17 protein-coding genes and 1 pseudogene are annotated in these 20338 nt (G+C 71.1%); 11 read left to right on the top strand and 7 right to left on the bottom strand.

Annotated elements, in window-relative coordinates; translation table 11 throughout:
• The first annotated feature begins 22 nt into the window (after positions 1 to 22).
• Positions 23 to 730, top strand: a complete 708-nt coding sequence (locus tag E4P40_RS04310; RefSeq protein ID WP_135157572.1) for a hemerythrin domain-containing protein — start codon at positions 23 to 25, stop codon at positions 728 to 730.
• Positions 731 to 825: 95 nt separating this feature from the next.
• A complete protein-coding gene (locus E4P40_RS04305; RefSeq protein ID WP_135157574.1) occupies positions 826 to 1167 on the top strand; it encodes a PspC domain-containing protein in 342 nt (113 codons plus the stop codon).
• A gap of 73 nt (positions 1168 to 1240) precedes the next feature.
• On the opposite strand, the gene E4P40_RS04300 is transcribed toward E4P40_RS04305, so the two are convergent.
• A complete protein-coding gene (locus E4P40_RS04300; protein ID WP_135157576.1) occupies positions 1241 to 2275 on the bottom strand; it encodes a YihY/virulence factor BrkB family protein in 1035 nt (344 codons plus the stop codon).
• Between the two features lie 87 nt (positions 2276 to 2362).
• Positions 2363 to 3868, bottom strand: coding sequence for an MFS transporter (locus E4P40_RS04295; RefSeq protein WP_135157578.1), 1506 nt, complete (start codon positions 3866 to 3868; stop codon positions 2363 to 2365).
• Between the two features lie 192 nt (positions 3869 to 4060).
• Here E4P40_RS04295 and E4P40_RS27920 point away from each other — a divergent pair, with 192 nt between their 5' ends.
• Positions 4061 to 4219, top strand: coding sequence for a hypothetical protein (locus tag E4P40_RS27920; RefSeq protein WP_167762100.1), 159 nt, complete (start codon positions 4061 to 4063; stop codon positions 4217 to 4219).
• Here E4P40_RS27920 and E4P40_RS04290 read toward each other — a convergent pair whose 3' ends face one another.
• Entirely contained in the window at positions 4220 to 6013 is a 1794-nt protein-coding gene (locus tag E4P40_RS04290; protein WP_245160131.1) for an acyl-CoA dehydrogenase, read from the bottom strand. It lies immediately after the preceding gene.
• Between the two features lie 151 nt (positions 6014 to 6164).
• On the opposite strand from E4P40_RS04290, the gene E4P40_RS04285 reads away from it, so the two are divergent.
• From E4P40_RS04285 to E4P40_RS04275, 3 genes are all read left to right on the top strand, one after another.
• A complete protein-coding gene (locus E4P40_RS04285; RefSeq protein ID WP_135157582.1) occupies positions 6165 to 7127 on the top strand; it encodes an HNH endonuclease signature motif containing protein in 963 nt (320 codons plus the stop codon).
• Positions 7124 to 8020, top strand: coding sequence for a DUF4393 domain-containing protein (locus E4P40_RS04280; protein ID WP_167762101.1), 897 nt, complete (start codon positions 7124 to 7126; stop codon positions 8018 to 8020). Before E4P40_RS04285 ends, E4P40_RS04280 begins: the two co-directional genes overlap by 4 nt.
• A gap of 81 nt (positions 8021 to 8101) precedes the next feature.
• Positions 8102 to 9217 carry a hypothetical protein gene (locus tag E4P40_RS04275; protein WP_135157586.1) on the top strand — a complete coding sequence of 372 codons (1116 nt, stop codon included), beginning with the start codon at positions 8102 to 8104 and terminating at the stop codon, positions 9215 to 9217.
• Between the two features lie 1088 nt (positions 9218 to 10305).
• Here the strand turns inward: E4P40_RS04275 and E4P40_RS04265 are convergent.
• A complete protein-coding gene (locus E4P40_RS04265; protein ID WP_135157590.1) occupies positions 10306 to 11703 on the bottom strand; it encodes a recombinase family protein in 1398 nt (465 codons plus the stop codon).
• 16 nt (positions 11704 to 11719) lie between these two features.
• On the opposite strand from E4P40_RS04265, the pseudogene E4P40_RS28790 reads away from it, so the two are divergent.
• A pseudogene (locus tag E4P40_RS28790) lies at positions 11720 to 11866 on the top strand (endonuclease); the annotation flags it as partial.
• 74 nt (positions 11867 to 11940) lie between these two features.
• On the opposite strand, the gene E4P40_RS04255 reads toward E4P40_RS28790, so the two are convergent.
• Together E4P40_RS04255 and E4P40_RS04250 are read right to left on the bottom strand one after the other, a co-directional pair.
• Positions 11941 to 13707, bottom strand: coding sequence for an MDR family MFS transporter (locus tag E4P40_RS04255; protein WP_135157592.1), 1767 nt, complete (start codon positions 13705 to 13707; stop codon positions 11941 to 11943).
• Positions 13704 to 14234, bottom strand: a complete 531-nt coding sequence (locus E4P40_RS04250; RefSeq protein WP_135157594.1) for a MarR family transcriptional regulator — start codon at positions 14232 to 14234, stop codon at positions 13704 to 13706. The genes E4P40_RS04255 and E4P40_RS04250 overlap by 4 nt, the downstream gene beginning before the upstream one ends.
• Positions 14235 to 14409: 175 nt before the next feature.
• On the opposite strand from E4P40_RS04250, the gene hrpA reads away from it, so the two are divergent.
• Positions 14410 to 18348 (top strand): ATP-dependent RNA helicase HrpA, encoded by a 3939-nt coding sequence (gene hrpA, locus E4P40_RS04245; RefSeq protein WP_135157596.1) that lies wholly within the window; start codon positions 14410 to 14412, stop codon positions 18346 to 18348.
• Between the two features lie 59 nt (positions 18349 to 18407).
• Positions 18408 to 19040 carry a hypothetical protein gene (locus E4P40_RS04240; protein WP_135157598.1) on the top strand — a complete coding sequence of 211 codons (633 nt, stop codon included), beginning with the start codon at positions 18408 to 18410 and terminating at the stop codon, positions 19038 to 19040.
• 8 nt (positions 19041 to 19048) lie between these two features.
• Here the strand turns inward: E4P40_RS04240 and E4P40_RS04235 are convergent, their stop codons facing one another.
• Entirely contained in the window at positions 19049 to 19432 is a 384-nt protein-coding gene (locus tag E4P40_RS04235; RefSeq protein WP_135157600.1) for a hypothetical protein, read from the bottom strand.
• Between the two features lie 134 nt (positions 19433 to 19566).
• Here E4P40_RS04235 and E4P40_RS04230 point away from each other — a divergent pair, with 134 nt between their 5' ends.
• The gene (locus tag E4P40_RS04230; RefSeq protein ID WP_245160132.1) at positions 19567 to 20055 is read left to right on the top strand and encodes an ATP-binding protein; all 489 of its coding nucleotides are present in this window, start codon (positions 19567 to 19569) and stop codon (positions 20053 to 20055) included.
• 74 nt (positions 20056 to 20129) lie between these two features.
• Positions 20130 to 20300, top strand: coding sequence for a hypothetical protein (locus E4P40_RS27915; protein WP_167762102.1), 171 nt, complete (start codon positions 20130 to 20132; stop codon positions 20298 to 20300).
• The last annotated feature ends 38 nt before the right edge of the window (positions 20301 to 20338 follow it).

Raw genomic sequence — 20338 nt, 5'->3', positions numbered from 1 at the left:
ACCTGCACCCGGAGGTGCCGCTGTGCCCCGTTCCATCGCCCACCAGAGCGTCGACGAGCTGGGCGGGCCGAGCAGTGTCCTGGTCCGGCAGCGCGCCGACCACGTCGAGCTCGACCGGCTGCTGACGGAACTCGACGGCTCCACCGGCAGCCGGCAGGAGGAGGTGCTGAACCGCATCGACCGGCTGGTGTTCAGCCACGCCTTCGCGGAGGAGACCGTGCTGTGGCCCGTCCTGCGCCGGGTCCTGCCGGACGGCGACGCGCTCACGCTGCAGGTCGAGAAGGAGCACCAGGAGGTCAACGAGCTGGTCAGCGCCCTCGAGCGGGACGGTCTGGACGATCCCCGACGGCCCGCACGCCTGGCGCGGCTGGTCGAGGTCCTGCGCGAGGACGTCCGGGACGAGGAGGACGTGCTCTTCCCCCGGCTGCAGGAGGCGGTGGACGCCGAGGAGCTCCGCCGGCTCGGCCGCCGCTGGGCACTCATGCGGCGGCTGTCACCGACCCGGCCGCATCCCACCGTCTCGCGCCGGCCTCCGGGCAACGCGCTCTCGGGGTTGCCCCTGACCCTGCTCGACCGCACCAGGGACCTGGTGGACGCTGGCGTGCGCCGGGCCCCGCACCCGCTGGCGCCCGCCGGACGCGCCGTCAGCCAGGCCCTGGCCGGTCTCGCCGGCCTGGTCGAGCGGATTCCGTCGTCCCGGGCAGGGGACGAGCCGCCCACCAGCCGCTGAGCGCACCACCCCGAGCCGGTCGGGCGGGAGAACCAGGGGCGGATCCGGGTCTTTCCGGATGGTTGCCGCGGCCTGCGCTCGACAGGCTTCTGGGCATGACCTCCACCCCGTTCCCCGCCCCTCCGTCCCCCGATCTCCCTCCCGCTCCGCCGCAGCCCGGGCGGCCGCCGCTGCGCCGGAGCGGCACCGACCGCATGCTCGGCGGCGTCTCCGGCGGCCTCGCCGAGCACACCGGCATCGACGCGGTGCTCTGGCGGGTCGGCTTCGTGGCCCTGACCCTCGCCGGCGGCTCCGGCATCCTGCTCTACCTGCTGCTGTGGGTGCTGCTGCCCTCCGGCCCCCTCCGCCCGGGGGACGAGCCGCGTCCCGTCGACCGGGCGGTCGACCGCCTGCACACCGCCGTCTCGACCCTGGGGACGACCCCTCGGCAGCGGTGACCCCCGGACGTGCGAGCGCCCCCGGGTCCACCGGTACCGGGGGCGCTCGCCTGCGGTGCTACGACCGGACGACTCAGGTCGTCTGCTGGGGCTTCGGGTCCTCCCGGGCGTCCAGCTGGATCTCCTTGTCCGCCCGCGGCACGCCCTCCTTCAGCTCCTTGGTCCGCTCGATCTCGGCGTCCAGCTCGATGCCGAACAGCAGCGCCAGGTTGATCAGCCAGAACCAGATCAGGAAGACGATCACCCCGGCCAGCGTCCCGTAGGTCTTGTTGTAGCTGCCGAAGTTGCCCACGTAGAACGCGAACAGCGCCGAGGCGACGATCGCCACCACGATGGCGACGCCGGCTCCGGGGCTGACCCACTTGAAGCCGCGCAGCCGGACATTGGGGGTCGCGTAGTAGAGGACGGCGATCATCAGCGCCAGGAGCACGAGGACGACCGGCCACTTGATGACGTTCCAGACCGTCTGACCCGTCTCACCGATGCTCATGGCCTGCCCGATCGCATCGACGACCGGGCCGCTGAGCACGAGCGTGGCCAGGATCAGGGCAGCGAACAGGATGCCGATGAGGGTCACCAGCAGCTGCAGTGGCTTGAGCTTCCAGATCTTGCGGCCTTCGGGCGTCTCGTAGACCACGTTCGCCGCGCGGGTGAAGGCTCCGACGTAGCCCGAGGCCGACCACACGGCGCCGGCCAGACCGAGGATCAGGCCGAAGCCGGCAGCGCTGTCGTTGCGCGCCAGCTGGTCGATCACCGGGGTGAGGGCGTCGGAGGCACTGCCGGGGACGACGGAGGTGAGCGCGTCGGTCAGCTTCTGCGGGTCGACCAGCAGCCCGATGATGGAGAGCAGCGCGACCAGCGCGGGGAACAGCGCGAGGACGCCGTAGTAGGTGAGCGCGGCGGCCCAGTCGGTGAGGTTGTCCTCGCTGAACTCCTTGAGGGTGCGCTTGATCGTCCCGCCGGTGGTCGGCTTCGGGTCGGCGCCGGTCGGGGCGTAGTCCGCCCGCGTCCCGCTGATCTCGTCGGTCTGGGGCGCGGGGTCGCCGGAGGCCGCGCGGTTCCGGTCGGACTGTGCGTCCGCCGTGCGGCTGTGGGAGCCGGTGGCCATGTGATGGTCCTTGTCGTCAGGCGGAGGGAAGTCGGCTGTCCGGTTCCCCGGACGGACCCCTTCCATGCCGGACGCGCCGGTAACGGTTCAGCGAAGCCCGGAGACGGGGGACCACTCGCCCGCGCGCGCGGTCGCCTCCTCGACGGCGGCCAGCCGGTCCGGCCGCCGCCCGGTGCCGGCCCGGCGGTCGGCCACGATGCCGGCGAACGCGACCAGGACGACCGCGGCCGATGCGACCGCCCCGATCAGGGCCACCTGGGTGTACGCGACGTCGCGCGGGAAGCCGGTCGCCGGGTCGAGACTTGCCGCGATGAGGGTCACCGCCACGGTGCTGCCGAGGGCCTGGCCGACCGATCGGGCGATCGAGTTGACCGCGTTGGCCACCCCGGTCTCGTCCTCGTCGACAGCCTGCACGACCGTCGCGGGGAGGGCGGCGTAGGCGACGGTCACCGCCAGCTGCGTGAGCAGCCCCGCCAGGACGACCGACCACGGCACGCCGCGGTACAGCGCGAGGAGCAGGAAGCCCGCGACCCCGGACAGGGCGCCGGCCAGCAGCGTGGGGAGGGCGCCCAGGCGGGTCACCACCCGGCCGGCGAACGGGGCGACGACGATCCCGGCGATCCCGCCCGGCAGCAGGTAGACCACCGACGCCTCGAGGATCGACGCACCGAAGCCGTAGCCGGTCACCCCCGGCGGGGCCTGTACGTACTGGAGGATCGCGAGGAACGACGCGAACAGTGCGACGCCGGTCATGAGGCCGGCGATGTTCGGGACGATCGTCCGCCGGTCGGCCAGCATCGCGGGCCGCACCAGTGGTTGTGCTGTCCGCCGCTGCAGGACGACCCAGCCGGCGAGCACCGCAGCGGACGCTCCCAGGCAACCGACGACCCCGGGCGAGCCCCAGCCCCAGACGTTGCCCTGCGACAGCGGCAGCAGCAGGAGGACCAGCCCGGCGCCGAGGACGACCGCGCCCCACCAGTCGACCCGCCCGGTCCCGGTCGACGGGCGGCGCGGCAGCACCCGGGCCGCCAGGGCCAGCGACACGAGCGTGACACCGAGGCCGATCCAGAACGGACGGCGGTAGTCGCCGCCGTCGCCGACGAGCAGGCCGGTGGCGACCAGGCCCGCGACGCCGCCGACGGCCAGCGTGCTGCTCACGACGGCCATCGCGACGCTCAGCCGGGCTTCCGGGACCTCGCGGCGCAGCACGCTCATCGACAGCGGGAAGAGCCCGTAGGAGGCGCCCTGCAGGATCCGGCCGACGAGCAGCAGGGGCAGCGAGGTCGTGAGGACGGCCAGCAGCGTGCCGACGGCGACGGCGGCGAGGATGCCGAGGATCACCGGCCGCTCGCCGCGCAGGTCGCCGAGCCGGCCGAGAACCGGCGTGAGGACGGCGGCGGCGAGCAGGTTGGCGGTCAGCACCCACCCGGCGGCACCGGGGGAGACGTCCAGCTGCTGCTCGATCGCGCCGAGCACCGGGACGACGAGGCTCTGCAGCAGCGACAAGGTGGTGACGCCGAGGGACAGTGCCAGGACGAGCAGGCCGGTCCTGGTCGCGGGTGCCGCCGCCGAGGTCTCCGGTCGCGGGGGCACGCATCGATGACACCACGCCGCCGCGGCGCCCGGGACGCGGCCCCGTGGCGGTACCTGCAGTGAAGTCAGTCACACACGGTCAGGGGAAGTACACGAATTGACGATTAGCACCTCACTTCGCGGGGGACACAGTTCCCCGACGACGTGATCCGCCCCTGACCCGGCGGACCCGACTTGTGGGGGAAAGAACTGATGGTGCTGGCCGTGACCCTGCTGGGGTTCTTCCTGCTGACGGCCCTGGTGATCGCGATGGGCGCCTCGTCCACCGCCCGCTACGAGCGCGAGCGCGACGAGCGGGCGATGAGCCCGCACCACGCCGCGGCCGAGGCGGTCGGAGCGGTGACCGCTTAGTCAGAGCCAGCGCTCGGGGGTGTCGAGCACCGTCCGGTCCAGCGACTCGAGCAGGTCGAACCGCTGGTGGACGCGGGGCAGCTCCCAGCGCCAGAAGAACCGGGCGGCCTGACGCTTGCCGTCGTGGAAGTCGCTGTCCGACGTCTGCGTAGCGAGCGCCTGCTCCAGCCACAGCCACGCGACGACGAGGTGGCCGGCGGCCTCCAGGTAGACGTGCGAATTGGCGAGCGTCACCTCGGGGTCACCCGCTCCCCAGAGCGTCGCGGTCACGGCGCCGAGCCGGGAGGTGGCGGCGTCGAGGTCCGCGGCGAAGCCGGCCCACTCCGTGCCGGCGGCCCGGGCGGTGGTGGCGGCGATGGTCTCGGTGAGCAGCGCCAGTCCTGCACCGCCCTGCATGACGACCTTGCGGCCCAGCAGGTCCAGCGACTGGATGCCCTGCGTCCCCTCGTGGATCGGGTTGAGCCGGTTGTCCCGGTAGAACTGCTCGACGGGGTAGTCGCGGGTGTAGCCGTAGCCGCCGTGCACCTGGATGGCGAGGTCGTCGGCGACCGGACCCCACTGGGAGGGCCAGGCCTTCGCGATCGGGGTCAGCACGTCCAGCAGCAGGTGGGCTCGCGCGCGGTCGGCCTCGGTCTCGGCGGTCTGCTCCTCGTCGACGAGCCGCGCGCAGTACAGCCCCAGCGCGAGCCCGCCCTCGACGTAGGACTTCGCGGTCAGCAGCATCCGGCGCACGTCCGCGTGCTCGACGATCGGCACCGGGGGTGACGCGGGGTCCTTCGCGCCGGCCGGGCGGCCCTGGGTGCGGCTGCGGGCGTACTCGAGCGCGTGCAGGTAGCCGGTGTAGCCGAGCACTGTCGCGCCCATGCCGACACCGATCCGCGCCTCGTTCATCATGTGGAACATGTAGGTCAGGCCGCGGTGCTGCTCGCCGACCAGGTAGCCGACCGCTCCGGCCCGCCCGCCCGGGCGGTACGCGCCCTCGCCGAAGTTCAGCAGGGTGTTCGTCGTCCCCCGGTAGCCCATCTTGTGGTTCAGGCCGGCCAGGACGACGTCGTTGCGCTCACCCAGCGAGCCGTCCTCCTCCACCAGGAACTTGGGCACGATGAACAGCGAGATGCCCTTCACCCCGGGCGGTCCGCCGGGGATCTTGGCCAGCACCAGGTGCACGATGTTCTCGGTCAGCTCGTGGTCGCCGCCCGAGATCCACATCTTGTTGCCGGTCAGCCGGTAGGTGCCGTCGTCCTGGGGTTCGGCCTTCGTCGTGATGTCGGCCAGCGAGGAGCCGGCCTGCGGCTCGGAGAGCGCCATCGTGCCGAACCAGCGGCCCTCGAGCTCGGGCCGGACGTAGGTGTCGATCTGCTCGCGGCTGCCGTGGGCCAGCAGCAGGCGGGCGTTGCCCATGGTCAGGAACGGATAGGCCGAGGTGCCGACGTTCGCCGCCTTGAACCAGGCGAACACCGCCTGCCCGACCGTGTGCGGCAGCTGCATGCCGCCGTACTCCTCGTCGAAGGAACCGGCCATGAGCCCGGCGTCGGTGAAGACCTTCAGCGCCTTCGAGACCTCCGGGATCATCTCGACCTTGCCACCGACCATCGTCGGCTCGTTCAGGTCGGCCTTCCGGTTGTGCGGCGCGAAGTGGTCGGTCGCGATCTGCTCGGCGAGGTCGAGGACGGCGTCGAAGGTGTCGCGGGAGTGCTCGGCGAACCTCGGCCGCTTGGTCAGCGACTCGACGTCGAGCCAATCGTGGAGCAGGAAGTCGAGGTCCCGACGGGACAGGATCAGTGAGTCGCCCACGGACGTCAGAGTAGGCCGAACGCCGCGCCGGCGTGCAGCGCAAGCCCGTCGTGACATCTGTGGACAGCGGTCTGACCTGGGGATTCATGTGGTGAAGGGCCTCCTGGGGCGGTAGACTTCGAACACCTGATCGAAGGGGTTCGGAGGTCTGATGGGCGGGCTGCGGTCGGCACTCGACGCGCTCGCCGCCGACGACCTCCATGTCCTGGTGGCGCCGCAGCTGCCGGCCCGGACGGCCGAACTCGTGCGGGCCCGGAACCGGATCGACGCCGAACTCGCCCGCACCGTCCGCGTGGCAGACTGCGCGCAGGTCGCCGTCGTCACGCCGGTGGTCACCCCGGACAACCTCGCCGCCGCCGCCGAGCACGGCGTCGACCTCGCCGAGGTCGACCGGGTGCTGGCCGAGACCGCCGCCACCCAGGAACACGGGCACCTGGCCCGGGTGGTGCACCACCACCTCGCCTGCCTCGACCCCGACGGATCCGAGCCCGACCCCACCGAGGACCGGTCGCTCAGGTTGTTCATGCACGCCGACGGCAGCGTGTCCGGCCGGTTCGAACTGGACGCCGTCGGCGGCCAGAAGGTTCAGGCCGCACTGGAGTCCATCGTCCAGGCCAACCGGCCCGCCCAGGACCCCCGCAGCCGCGCCCAGCAGCTGGGCGACGCGTTCGTGCAACTCGCCGACAACGCGCTGGCCACCGGCGAACTACCGGTCCTTCGCACCGTCAAGCCGCACGTCGTCGTCACCATCCCGCTGGCCGACCCCGTCGACCCCACCACCGGTCCCGGCGCCGGGACGACGGGGTTCGGGGTGGACATCTCGGCAGCACGGGCACGCTGGCTCGCCTGCGACGGCACCATCACCCGGGTGGTCGTCGGGCCCGAAGGACAACCCCTGGAGCTGGGACGCTCGCACCGGGTCGTCCCGCCATCCCTGCGCCGGGCGGTCGAGGTCAGAGACCACACCTGCGTGTTCGCCGGCTGCGCAGCGCCGAGCCACTGGTGCGACGTCCACCACCTGATCCACTGGATCAACGGCGGCGAGACCAGCCTCGACAACTTCGCTCGTCCAAAGGTCACCCCCTCAACTAGACCCGTATGGTCTGCCGCATGACGGGCGGCGAGATCGTTCCAGTGGCGGCCCAAGCAGCGGCATCCGTAGCGAAGAAGGCCGTCGACGATAAGGACGACAAGAGCGCCCTGCAGGGTCTGGCCACAGAGTCGCCAAACATGAAAGCGGCTGCGGAGAGCTACGCCCGCCGTGTCGCCATCAAGCAGGCAGTGCTCTTGAAGGTCTACCAGCCGCTGGCGCGCTTTCTTGGGCTCTCGCGCGAATACTTTGACACCGGGTTCCACGAGGACATGGCCAAGAAGGTGACCGGCATCCCGGACGAGCATCTCGTTACGCCATCACCTTCGGTGGCTATTCCCGCGATGCAAGGCCTTGGCTATTCGTTCGAGGAGCCAGACCTTAAGGAGATGTACTTGAGTCTGCTCGCAACAGCCACGGACGACCGGGTTTCGAGTAATGCACATCCCTCCTTCGCTGAAGTGATCCGACAGCTCTCTCCTGGAGAGGCGACTCTGCTTCTTGAGACCTTGCGCGCGAAGCTCCTTCCTGCGGTACGAGTGTCGCGCAAGTCGCCGGAGGGCGAAGGCGGCGTAATCGCCTTCAACTATCTGCTCCCCTTGCATCTTTCCGAGACTAATGAACCGAAAGAGGAGTCCTCCCTTCCGGTCTGGATCGACAACTGGATTCGCCTCGGACTGATTGAGGTCGACTATATGCGCAGCTTTGTCGACGAGGGGCGTTACTCATGGGTGCACGAGCGGCCGGAATTCCTGTTGTTGATCGAGAGCGATCCGCGAGGCCGAGAGGGATTCGACATTGAGCGCGGCGTCCTGCGGACTACAGACTTTGGATCACGATTCTTGGCTGCCGTCTCATACGACGGGGTAGGGCTCGACGGCGCGCCAGGGTTGGCCGAGGTCGAGGACGGCGATTAGCCGCCGGGGTAGGCCGCACACAGCAGCGCTCGCAAGACGACACATCGCGAGTGACACCTCCGCCCCGTAGCGTGTCGCCGCATGGGTGTCGAGTCGAGCAGGTCGCCGGCGGAGGTGACGCCTGAGGAGTTCTACGACGCCACTGCTTCAGCTTTCGACCGCTTGCGCCAGGAAGGCGAATTCACTCTCAAGCACTTTCTGACGCAGCGGAAGATCAAAGTGCATTCGGTCGTATCCAGACTGAAGACTCGCGAAAGCTACCTCGGAAAAGTCAAGCGCCAAGAAACCATGCAAGGCGAAGAGCCAAAGGAGTCGTTCGATCTCGCAGGGGTACGCGTTGTGTGCCTCTTTCTGTCTGACCTTGAGCGGGTCGGGCAACTACTGCGCGATGAATTCGATGTCATCAGCGAGGACAATAAGATCCTTGGGGCAGCCGAGGACGTCTTCGGCTACATGTCCGTCCACTACGTCATTCGATTCAGCAAGTCCATGTCCGGGCCCCGGTACGATGGGCTTCATGACCTGGACTTTGAGGTGCAAGTGCGCACCATCCTCATGGACGCTTGGGCGAACGTTTCGCACTACTTGGACTACAAGGGTGAAGCTTCTATTCCTAGCGAGTTGCGCCGCGACTTCTACGCCCTAAGCGGATTGTTCTATGTAGCGGATCGGCAATTCGAGACGTTCTCGCGAGAGTCGGGCCGATCCGCTAAGCGAGCCAGTTCTGCGATTGCCGAAGGTGGGCGTGACCTTGAGGTCAACCTGAACACTGTCGAAGCACTCGTCCGACTACTTTTCTCGGACCGACGTCGTGCTCCCCGCAACACCTTCGGAGTTCTTGCAGAGGAGCTTGCGGACGCCGGGTATCGCTCGATGGCCGCTGTGGAACGCGACATCAAGAAGGGCACGCCGTCCGCTCTGGACATCGATGAGGCAAACAGGGATAGCTCGGGGAGGCCCTATCTCACGGATCTGGGCATGGCACGGGTCGCCCTCCGGCACGCGTCAGCGGACTATGCGAACGCGATGACCGAGCGGAGTGAACGGCGTGCCAAGAGGGAGGGGCGGACCTCAAAGGCTCGTGCACCACGAGCGATGAAGGCAGACGCACCTAAGCGTGCCCGGACGACCAAGGCCGCTTCAGGCGAGGAGGACGCTTCGCGGCCTAAGTCGGAAGGCTCCGACAAAGCGGACTGACGGCGACCCTTCGCCCCGACCGCTTGGCGGGTGGGGGTCGGGGGCGTTCTTTCCCCCGGACCCGCAACTGCCCGTTGCGGTCGCGCCACTTCGCGAACCGCCGCCCGACGGCGGCGGTCAAGGGTGCCGGAGGCACCGCGTAGCGGCGCGGAGCGCCCTTGACGGCCGCCTGCCCCGTGTCGGGGACGGCACAGGCGCCGGAGGCGCCCTTGGTAACCCCGCGAATAACTCCCCCGCCTTGGTAACTGTGGTTGCGCTATCCTCGCGTATGCCCCAGTCAGCGCGGCGAAAGCCGAGGCAACCGCAGAGGCGCCCGACGCCACCGGCGGCGCGCGAAGCGCGCCCGTCGTTTCCCGCCCAGCTTCCCCCTGCTGAAGAGGCTTCCGACGCAGACGCCTCAGACGAGAATGCGCTGGTAGAAGCCCAGGACGACGACGCGGACGACGCCCCGGCATCGACTCGGCGCGGCTCCGTCCGGACCGCTACCTGGCGGCGCGGTCGGGTGCCCTACCTGTTGCAGGACGTGGTCGCGGCCCGCGTCGTCGTCATGCGCGCAGAGCGCGAGTTGACGAAGAGCGTCGGGCGGGCGAGAGCCCACGGAGCCACCTGGGAAGAGGTCGGCCTGGCCCTTGGCATGACTCGGCAGGGTGCGGCGAAGCGCTTCGCCTAGTCGCGCTAGCCTGCGGAGGACGCGGAAGAGCTGCCGGGCCACCCACTCGGGCCCGCTGGCGGACTGGACCCCAATCCCCGTGTCCATCGACAAAGTCAGTCGAGTGGGCGGCACCCTGCTGATGCCGGAGCAGGAAACGAGCCGAGGGCGTAGGCGCCGGGGTCGATCCCTTACTGGATCGATGCCCCGGAGCGCGTCGTGCACCGCAACTGTTCCTCCACGTCCCCGAACGGGCCGACGTGGCCAAGCTGACCCCGGCCCAGGTGGCCGAGTGGCTGGCCGAGTCCTGCGCCGCGCAGGGTGTGCCGGTCCGCGTGACCGATCCGCAGGTGCTCGGGCAGGTGGCGGCGCTGTTGCCGCCGCCGGTGGGCAGACCCCGAACCGCGCGAAGCGCGGGAAGGGGCGGCCCCGGTCGGCGTCACAGCCGCCAGACCGCCCGCACTCGGGACGGGTCCAGCGATCGCGCTCCTAGCTGACCGGCCTCTATCACCGCGTGGTCGAGCACCGCTCCGACGATCGCTGCCTGCCGGGACAGGCTCAGGGACTCCCACTGGTCGCGGAGCTGCCCGCCGTTGCCCGGCAGGCCGGTCAGGGCGTCGGTCTGCGTCAGGGCCGATAGACGACGCTGCCGGTCATGAATGCGCCGCTCGATCGGCTCGCGGGCCGCGCGCCACTCGCGCGCGCTGATCTCCTGCTTGCCGAACATCACCGCCAGCTCGTCGAGCTGCTCCTGGTCGCCGGCCAGGCCGTCGCTGAGCTCGGCGGCGGCGGAGTCGCTGCGCCGGCCGGCCAGCGTGTCGGCCAGCTCCGGGCCGTCCAAGCGTTGCATGACGGCCTCCACCAGCATGGCCTCGAGGGGCTCAGCGACGACGGTGAGGCGCCCGCAGCCGCCGTGGTCGGGTCCGGGGAGGCACACGTAGCGGCGGGACGTCTCGCGCCGGGAGGCGTAGAGCTTGCCGCCGCACTTTCCGCACCGCAGCAGCCCCGACAGGACATAGCGGCGAGGGGTCCGCCGTCCGCTGGCCACCCGCTCGGCCATGCGGGCCAGCACTCGGTCCCGATCGGCCGGATCGATGATCGGCGCCCACTGCGCCGGGCCGACGACCTCGCCGCGGTACTCGCGCAGCCCGGCGATCCGGCCAGAGCGCAGCAGCCCGCGCAGCGTGGGTGACCGCCACTCGCCGCCGGTCACCGTGGACACACTCTGATCTGTCAGCCAGGTGCACAGCGACCGCAGGCTCTCCCCGGCCAGATAGCGGGCGACCAGCTGTCGGATGACCTCGGCTTCCTCCGGGCGGACGGTGATCCGGTCGGCCTCGTATCCGAACGGCCGGACGCTGCCGCCATGCGGCACCCCTTGGGCGGCGGTCTGCTCCCACTTGCGCCGCATGCGGCGGCTCTTGGCCGCTGACTCATTCGCTGCCACTGCCGCCATGATCCTTCCGATCAGCAGCCCGTCCCCGGTGCCGAGGTCCATGTCCCCGGACACGAACCGGACCTGCCGCACTCCGGCGGCGTCCACGGTGGTGACGAACTGCTCCAACTCCACCGGTCGGCGGGTCAGCCGGTCAACGTGGTAGCAGATCACCGCGTCCCGCAGGCCGTCCGCTACGTCCGTCAGCAGCTGCTGGTAGGCCGGGCGGCGCTTGCCGGAGTAGGCCGACAGGTCGTTGTCCACGTACTCCTGGGCGATGGTCCAGCCCAGCTGTGCGGCCAGGCGGCGGCAGTCCTCCAGCTGGCGCGTAACGCCCAGGGCCTTGCCCTCTGTGTCGCTACTGATCCGCGCGTAGACCGCCGCTGCTCTGACCCCTGACATGGGGGCAGATTAGCGAAGCGTCGCAAACTCCGCGCTGCTCTGCGAACGCCATCACACCAAGGTCCACCACGGATTCCGGGTCGAACGACCACCCGACGGCCGATGGCGCACCTACCGCCCCGACGACACCGAGATCCTTCTTCCTTCACCGGTGCTCGTGTAGCCCCCGCCCGTCATGGGAACGCGCTGAGGGCTGCCTCTCCGACGTGAGAGGCAGCCCTCAGGGAGCGGTGGTGCTCAGCGGCGCGGGTCCTCCGCCGTCCCCGCGGGTGGCGCGGTCGACGTCGGCGCCGAGGCTCCCACCGACTGCGTCGGCTGGTCGGCCGGGACGTCCGGGGTCACCGCGGTGCCGGGCTGCGCCCCGTCCTCCTGAAGTGCCTGGATGCCCGACTTGTCGCTGAGCGGGAGCTGCGGCAGGAAGATCAGCACGAAGAAGCCGATCGCCACCACGGCCGCCGCGACGAGGAACACCAGGTCGATCGATGCGGTGAAGCCCTCGCGGAACGGCTCGACGAGCAGCGGGAAGTTCGCGATGCCCGTCGTGTCCGCGAGGACCTCGTCCACCCCCTGCGCCTGCAGCTGTGCGGCCTGAGCGGCGGCCTCCGGGTCGGCCGCGGCCGTCTCGGCGATGCGGCTGCCGATGTCGGTGGGCAGCCGGGTGAACAGGATCGACAGGAACGCCGCGACGCCGATCGTGCCGCCCATCTGGCGGAAGAACGTGACCGACGACGTGGCGACCCCCATCTCCCGGGGGGAGACGGCGTTCTGGACGGCGAGGATCACCGGCTGGAAGTTGAAGCCGAGGCCCACGCCCATGAGGACCATGAACGGCACGAGGGTCCACACCGACGTGTCGGCCTCGAGGACCAGTGACATCGAGACCAGCGCGACGACGATGAACACGATCCCGACCAGCGGGAACACCTTGTACTTGCCCGTCCTGCTGATCGCGATGCCCGAGCTCATCGCGCCGGTCATGATGCCGGCGACCAGCGGGATCATCTGCAGCCCGGCGACCGTCGGGCTCGAGCCGTGCACGATCTGCAGGTACTGCGGGAGCAGCAGGATGCCGCCGAACATGCCGGCACCGAGCACGATGCTGCCGACACTGCCCACGGCGAAGCTGCGGTTCGTGAACAGCCGCAGCGGGAGCAGGGCGTCGTCCTGGTAGGCCCGCTCGGCGAGCACGAACAGAAGGAAGCCGACGGCGCCGATGGCGTAGCAGAGCAGTGCCCGGCCGGAGTCCCAGCCCCACGTGCGTCCCTGCTCGGCGATGATCAGCAGCGGCACCAGGCAGGTGACCAGCGCGAGCGCGCCGGGCCAGTCGATGCGGTGGTCGCGGCGCTGGTGTGGCAGGTGCAGGACCCGCCACACCACGGCGAACGCGAGCAGGCCCAGAGGCACGTTGACGTAGAAGATCCAGCGCCAGCCGGTGATGCCCAGCAGCGAGTCCTGGCCGGCCAGGAAGCCGCCGATGACCGGTCCCAGCACGCTCGAGGTGCCGAACACCGCCATGAAGAAGCCCTGGTACCGGGAGCGCTCCCGCGGCGGCACGATGTCGCCGATGATCGCCAGGGCCAGCGACATCAGGCCACCGGCGCCGATGCCCTGGACGGCCCGGTAGACGGCCAGCTGGTACATCGAGTCGGCCAGCCCGCAGAGCATCGAGCCGACGACGAAGACCCCGATGGCGAAGAGGTAGAACGGCCGCCGTCCGTAGAGGTCCGACAGCTTGCCGTAGAGCGGCGTGGCGATCGTCGAGGTGATCAGGAAGGACGTCGTCGCCCAGGCCTGGAGGTCGTAACCGTTCAGGTCGTCGGCGATCGTCCGGATGGCCGTCGAGACGACGGTCTGGTCCAGCGCGGCGAGGAACATGCCGAGCAGCAGGCCGCCCAGGATGGTGAGGATCTGCCGGTGGGTGAACGCACCGGTGGCGTCCGGGGCGGCGGCCGCCGCGCGGGCGTCCCGGCGGTCGGCCGCGTTGGTGCGGGTGGACTGGCTCATCGGATCTCTCTCGGGTCGAGGGAAGAGGTGCCGCCGGCCTCGGGGTTCCCGGGCAGGCTGGCGGTCAGGTCGTCGAGGAGGCGGCCGAACAGGCCGGTGAACGCGGCGAGGTCGCCGTCGTCCCATGCGGACAGCACGTGCTCGAGGTGGTTCTCCCGCTCGCGGCGGAGCGCGTCGAGCGCGGCGTGACCCGCGTCGGTGACCACCAGGCGGCTGGCCCGGCCGTCGGATTCGTCGGCGACCCGCCGGACCAGGCCCTGCTCGACCAGTGCCGCGACGTGCCGGCTCACGGTGGAGGGGTCGGCGTGCACGAGCTCGGCGAGCGCTCCCTGACGCAGCGGACCCAGCCGGACGAGCGGGAAGAGCAGCACGTGGGCGGCCCGGTCGCGGTTGTCGGTCCGCGCCAGCTGGCTCTTGAGCGCGTGGATCAGTCGCATGAAGCGGGGCAGCTGCTCGCCCAGGGTGCGCACCAGGGCGACCCGGTCGACGGGGTCCGCGGCGGCTCGCGGTGCATCGGCGACGGACATGCGGCTCCGGAGGACGAAGGAAGAATTGCACCGTACAACCGGTTGTAGGACGCACGCAATCAGTTGCGCGGCGCAATCAATGTGATCCGCCCGACCGACGCGACCGGCGCCGGATGGGATCCTGGAGCCGCCCGCCAGCTACCCGCCCCGCCCGGAGAGGAACCCGAGACCGCCCGTGAGCGCTTCGCACAGCGACCCCGTCGGGGATCTCCGGGCGCGGCTGCCGGAGCTGACCCTCGCGGACGAGCACCGGCTGCGCCGGCGCCTGGACGGCCTGCGGACGACGCGCGACCCGCACGCCCGCGAGCGGCAGCGCGAGCGGATCGCGGCCGACGTCGCCACCGCCGAGGCCCGCATCGCGCGCCGGCGGGCTGCCGTCCCGGTGATCAGCTATCCCGACGAGCTGCCGGTGAGCCGGCGCAGGGAGGACATCGCCGCGGCTCTGCGCGACGCCCAGGTGGTCGTCGTCGCCGGGGAGACCGGCTCGGGCAAGACGACCCAGCTGCCGAAGATCGCGCTGGAGCTGGGCCGCGGGGTGCGTGGCCGCATCGGGCACACCCAGCCGCGCCGCATCGCCGCTCGCAGCGTCGCGGAGCGGATCGCCGAGGAGCTGGACACCCCGCTCGGCGACGTCGTGGGCTTCAAGATGCGGTTCAGCGACAACGTCTCCGACGGCACGCTGGTGAAACTGATGACCGACGGCGTCCTGCTCGCCGAGATCGCCCACGACCGGCTGCTGCGCCAGTACGACACGATCATCCTCGACGAGGCGCACGAGCGGAGCCTCAACATCGACTTCCTGCTGGGCTACCTCGCCCAGCTGCTGCCCCGCCGTCCCGACCTGAAGCTCGTCATCACCTCGGCCACGATCGACGTGGAGCGGGTGGCGGCCCACTTCGCGGGGGCGCCGGTCGTCGAGGTCAGCGGGCGGACCTATCCCGTCGAGGTGCGGTACCGGCCGGTGGTCGACCCGGACGACGAGGACGCCGATCCCGACCGCGACCAGGTCAGCGCGATCGTCGACGCCGTCGACGAGCTGGTCGCCGAGGGGCCGGGGGACATCCTCGTGTTCCTGGCCGGCGAGCGGGAGATCCGCGACACCCAGGACGCACTCGGCGAACGCGCCCTGCCGTTCACCGAGATCGTCCCCCTGTACTCGCGACTGTCCGCCGCCAACCAGCACAAGGTCTTCGCCCCCCATTCCGGACGGCGGGTCGTGCTGGCCACCAACGTCGCCGAGACCTCGCTGACCGTGCCGGGCATCCGCTACGTGATCGACCCGGGGACGGCGCGCATCTCCCGGTACAGCCACCGGACGAAGGTGCAGCGGCTGCCCATCGAGGCGGTCAGCCAGGCGTCGGCCCGGCAGCGCTCCGGCCGGTGCGGGCGGCTGGGCCCCGGCATCGCCATCCGGCTCTACACCGAGGCCGACTTCGAGGCGCGGCCGGAGTTCACCGACCCGGAGATCCTGCGCACCAACCTGGCCTCGGTCCTGCTGCAGATGGCGGCCCTCGACCTCGGGGACGTCGAGGACTTCCCGTTCGTCGACCCGCCGGACCGCCGGGCCGTCGCCGACGGACTCGCCCTGCTCGAGGAGCTGCACGCCCTCGACGAGCACGGGAAGCTCACCGCGACCGGCCGGGCACTCGCCGCCCTCCCGCTGGACCCGCGCATGGCCCGCATGGTGGTCGAGGCGAACGAGCGTGGCGTTCTCGAGGAGGTCCTGGTCATCGCCGCGGGGCTGACCATCCAGGACCCGCGCGAACGGCCGAGCGAGCACCAGCAGGCAGCCGACCAGCTGCACGCGCGCTTCGCCGACGAGACCTCCGACTTCCTGGCGCTGCTGAACCTCTGGCGCTACCTCGGCGAGCAGCAGGACGCCCTGAGCGGCAACCAGTTCCGCCGCACGGTCAAGCGCGAGTTCCTGCACTACCTCCGGATCCGTGAGTGGCAGGACCTGCACGGCCAGCTGAGGGGCACCGCCCGGCGCCTCGGGATGACCCTCGGCGAACCGGCCGCCGAGCCGGACGAGAAGGGCATCCACGCGGCGTTGCTCGCCGGCCTTCTGTCGCACGTGGGGATGCAGGCGGAACCGGCCAAGGGCGACAAGAAGCCGAGCCGCGAGTACCTCGGGACGCGCAACACCCGGTTCGTCATCGCGCCCGGCACGCCGTTGGCCAAGAAGCCCCCCCGATGGGTGGTGGCCGCCGAGCTCGTCGAGACCAGCCGGCTGTTCGCCCGCACCGTGGCCCGCATCGATCCCGAGACGGTCGAGCGGCTCGCCGGGCACCTGGTCAAGCGGCAGTACTCCGAGCCCCGCTGGGACGCCAAACGGGGATCGGTCGTCGCGACCGAGCGGGTCACCCTCTACGGACTGCCGCTCGTGGTGGGCCGCCGCGTGCAGTACGGGTCCATCGACCCCGTCATATCCCGGGAGCTGTTCATCCGGCACGCCCTCGTCGAGGGGGAGTGGACGACGCACCACCGCTTCTGGGCCGACAACCAGCGCGCGATCGAGCAGGTGGCGGCGCTGGAGGAGCGGGCCCGCCGGCGGGACATCCGGGTCGACGAGGAGACGTTGTTCGAGCTCTACGACGCGCGGCTCCCCGCCGACGTCGTGTCGACCCGGCACTTCGACCGCTGGTGGAAGACCGCGCGGCGCGACCGGCCCGACCTGCTCAGCTTCACCCCCGAGATGCTCACCAACGCGGCCGCGGCCGGTCAGGTGCGGGTCGAGGACTACCCCGACGAGGTGGAGCTCTCGCAGGGGCTGACGCTGCCGCTCTCCTACGCGTTCGCCCCCGGGGCGGCCGAGGACGGCGTCACGGTCGACGTGCCGCTGGCCGTCCTCGACGGGGTCGCTCAGCGGACCTCGGGGGAGTCGCTGGCCTTCACCGTGCCGGGGCTGCGCGAGGAACTCGTGACCGCCCTGCTGCGCACCCTGCCCAAGCAGGTGCGCCGCGGGCTGGTCCCGATCCCCGACCGGGTGCGCGAGGTCCTCCCGCACGTCGACCCCGGCGAGCCGCTGCTGCCGGCGCTCGAGCGCGAGCTGCGCCGCGCCACGGCGGTGACGATCCCGCCGGACGCGTGGGCGCCGGACCAGGTGCCCGACTACCTGCGCGCGACGTTCCGGGTGCTCGACGACCAGCAGCGACCGCTGGCCGTGGGGAAGGACCTCGCCGCGCTCAAGGCGCAGGTCGCACCGACGGCGCGGGCGAGCCTGGCCCGCGCGGCCTCGGACCTCGAGCGGAGCCGCCTCACCGACTGGACGATCGGCGACCTGCCCCGCACGGTCGAGGTCCAGCGCGGCGGCCACCTCGTGACCGCGTACCCGGCGCTCGTCGACGAGGGGGAGACCGTCGGCATCCGCGTGGTCGCCACCGAAGCGGAGGCCACCCGGCTCACCTGGCGCGGTGCGCGACGGCTGCTGGTGCTCGTCGCGGGGTCACCGGTCAAGCAGGTGGTCAGGACGCTGTCCCCCCGCACCAGGCTCGCGCTCCAGTTCAACCCGGACGGTGAGATCCCCGACCTCGTCGCCGACTGCGTGGACGCGGCCGCCGACGAACTGATCGCCGCCGCCGGCGGTCCGCCGCGCGACGCGGCCGCCTTCGCGGCCCTGGTGGCCGCCGCGAAGACCGACCTGCACCGGCTGACGGTCGACGCCGTGCAGAAGGTCGAGGCCGTGCTCACCGAGGCCCGCGAGGTGGCGGTCGCCATCGGTGCGGCGCCGGGACGACGGGTGCCCGAGGCGGCGATCGCCGATCTCCGCCGCCAGATGGGCGGGCTGCTGCACCGCGGGTTCGTCGCCGCGACCGGGCGGCGCCGGCTGCCCGACGTCGTCCGCTACCTGAAGGCCATGCGGTACCGGCTGGACAAGCTGCCGGCCAACGCCGCCCGCGACGAGCTCTGGATGCGGCAGGTCACCGCCGTGACGGCCGAGTACGACCAGCTGCGGGCGCAGGTGCCCTCCACCGGTGGGCCCGACGACCCCGTGGCCCGCATCCGCTGGATGATCGAGGAGCTGCGCGTCGGACTCTTCGCCCAGGGCATCGGCACTCCGCGGCCGATCTCCGAGCAGCGGGTCTACAAGGCGATCGACCAGCTCATCGCCTGAGGGCTGTCCCAGCGCGGGACGGAGCGCGACCATGGACCTCCCCACCGAGGGGAGGAGTCGTGGACACCGTCGCCCGCTGGGCCGGCGCATGCTGGATCGCCGCCGGGGTGCTCTTCCTGTCCGAGCTGGTGCATCCGAACGCCCTCGACATCGGCTTCGCGGAGGCCTCCCGCCAGTGGGTGTGGCCGGCGCTGCACGTCGCGCTGGTCCTCGCCGGGATCCTGACCGTCCTCGGCCTGGCCGGACTGATCGCCACGTACGGATCGAGGCTCGGGAACCTCGGGCTGTGCGGAGCCGTGCTGGCGGTGCCGGGCGTCGTGGTCGCCGCGGGGCTCTTCCTCGCCGAGGCGTTCCTCTTCCCGGGTATCGCGCGAGAGCACCCCGAGCTGCTGGACCTGGGGGGACCGCTGCTCGGATCCGTGGGTCTGCGCTCCACGGGGGCGCTCGCGGGGCTGTGGTTCCTCGGCCTGGTCCTCATGGGGCTCGCGGTCGAACGGGCCCGCGTCCTGCCACGCGGCGCCGGCATCCTGCTCGCCGTCGGCACGGTGCTGTTCGCCGCCCTGGAGGGGCCGTTCCTGCCGGTCGCCGGGAAGGTGGCCGTCGTCATCTTCGCCGCCGCCCACATCCGCCTCGGGCTGGCGCTCGCCTCCCGGCGCTCCTCCGCCGCGGCGGAGACCCGGCTCGCCGCGTGACGGGACCTTCAGTCGCCGGTCGGCGCGGACGCGGCGTCCTGCTCCTTCAGCAGGGCCGAGATGCGCTGCCGGGTCACGCCGAACAGCGCAGCGATCCGGTTGATGCTGATCTGCTCGGCCTGCAGGGCAGCCGCCTGCTCGCGGCGCCAGGAGTGACCGGCGGTGGCGAGCGAGGACAGGACCGTCGAGATCCGTTCCACGATGAGCGGGCGCGACTCCGTGGTCACGATCTCCAGCCAGGGCCCGCCGGACCGTCGGTGCTCGAGGAGCTTCTCGGCGCGCGTCCGTGCCTGCTCGAGCTCGCCGACGCACCGGTCGAGCTCCCGCACGAGGTCGGCGAGGGCGCGCTCAGCGGCGTCCCCGGAGGGACCATTCTGCGGCTCCGCGCTCACGACGGTCTCTCCTCTGCCAGGGCTCGAGTCGGTTGCACACTACCTTATTCAACGGCTATTGCATGCAATGGTTGTGACATGCAACAGGCATGACATGCAACCCCCCTTGCATGACGTCATCACTCCGTGTTTAGTTGCGCACAACGGAAAGGCGCGGCACCGGCCGCCTGGACGACCACATCGACGTGGGCGCCCTCTTCCCGCCCCACCGGAAGAACGGAAGCCCCGCCCTGATGTCCAGCCGCACCGCGTCCATCGACCTTCCCTCGATCCCGCCCAGCGTGCCCGTGTCCCGTCACCTGGTCCTGGAGCTGCTGCGCGCGTGGGACGTCCCGCACGACCGCGAGGACGCGGCGCTGCTGGTCACCGAGCTCGTCTCCAACGTCGTCGACCACGTCGGCGGCGACTCGACGCTCACGCTGGAGGTCGGGGTGGCGGAGGATTGGTTGCGCATCGCCGTCATCGACGGATCCTCCGTGCGCCCCGTCGTCCAGCAGCTCTCGCTGGACCGGCCACGGGGCCGCGGCATGCGGATGGTGCAGGCGATCGCGGACCGCTGGGGGGCCGAGGACCACCGTGGCGGCAAGCGGGTGTGGTTCGAGCTTCGCCCGCCGCTCGACTGAGGCGAGGGTTTGCCGCCGGGGCCGACCGGGGACGGCTGGGGGGACTCTGATCAGCGACGAGAGGGGACTGCACGATGAGCGAGCCCACCGGTTCGACCCACGCCGCCGGCGAGGGCCTGTCCGACGAGGAGATGGTCGAGACCGTCGCCGGTCAGACCGACAGCGCCTCGGAGAACGCCGACACGGCCGGCAAGGACTGGAACGGCGACCCGAGCGACGCTCCGGCACCGACCGACCAGGCCTGAGGGCGCGGCGCCGTCCCGACCGGTGCAGCCCGGACGGG

The sequence above is a fragment of the Blastococcus sp. CT_GayMR20 genome (assembly GCF_004570345.1).
This window is presented reverse-complemented; position numbering and strand designations above follow the sequence as displayed.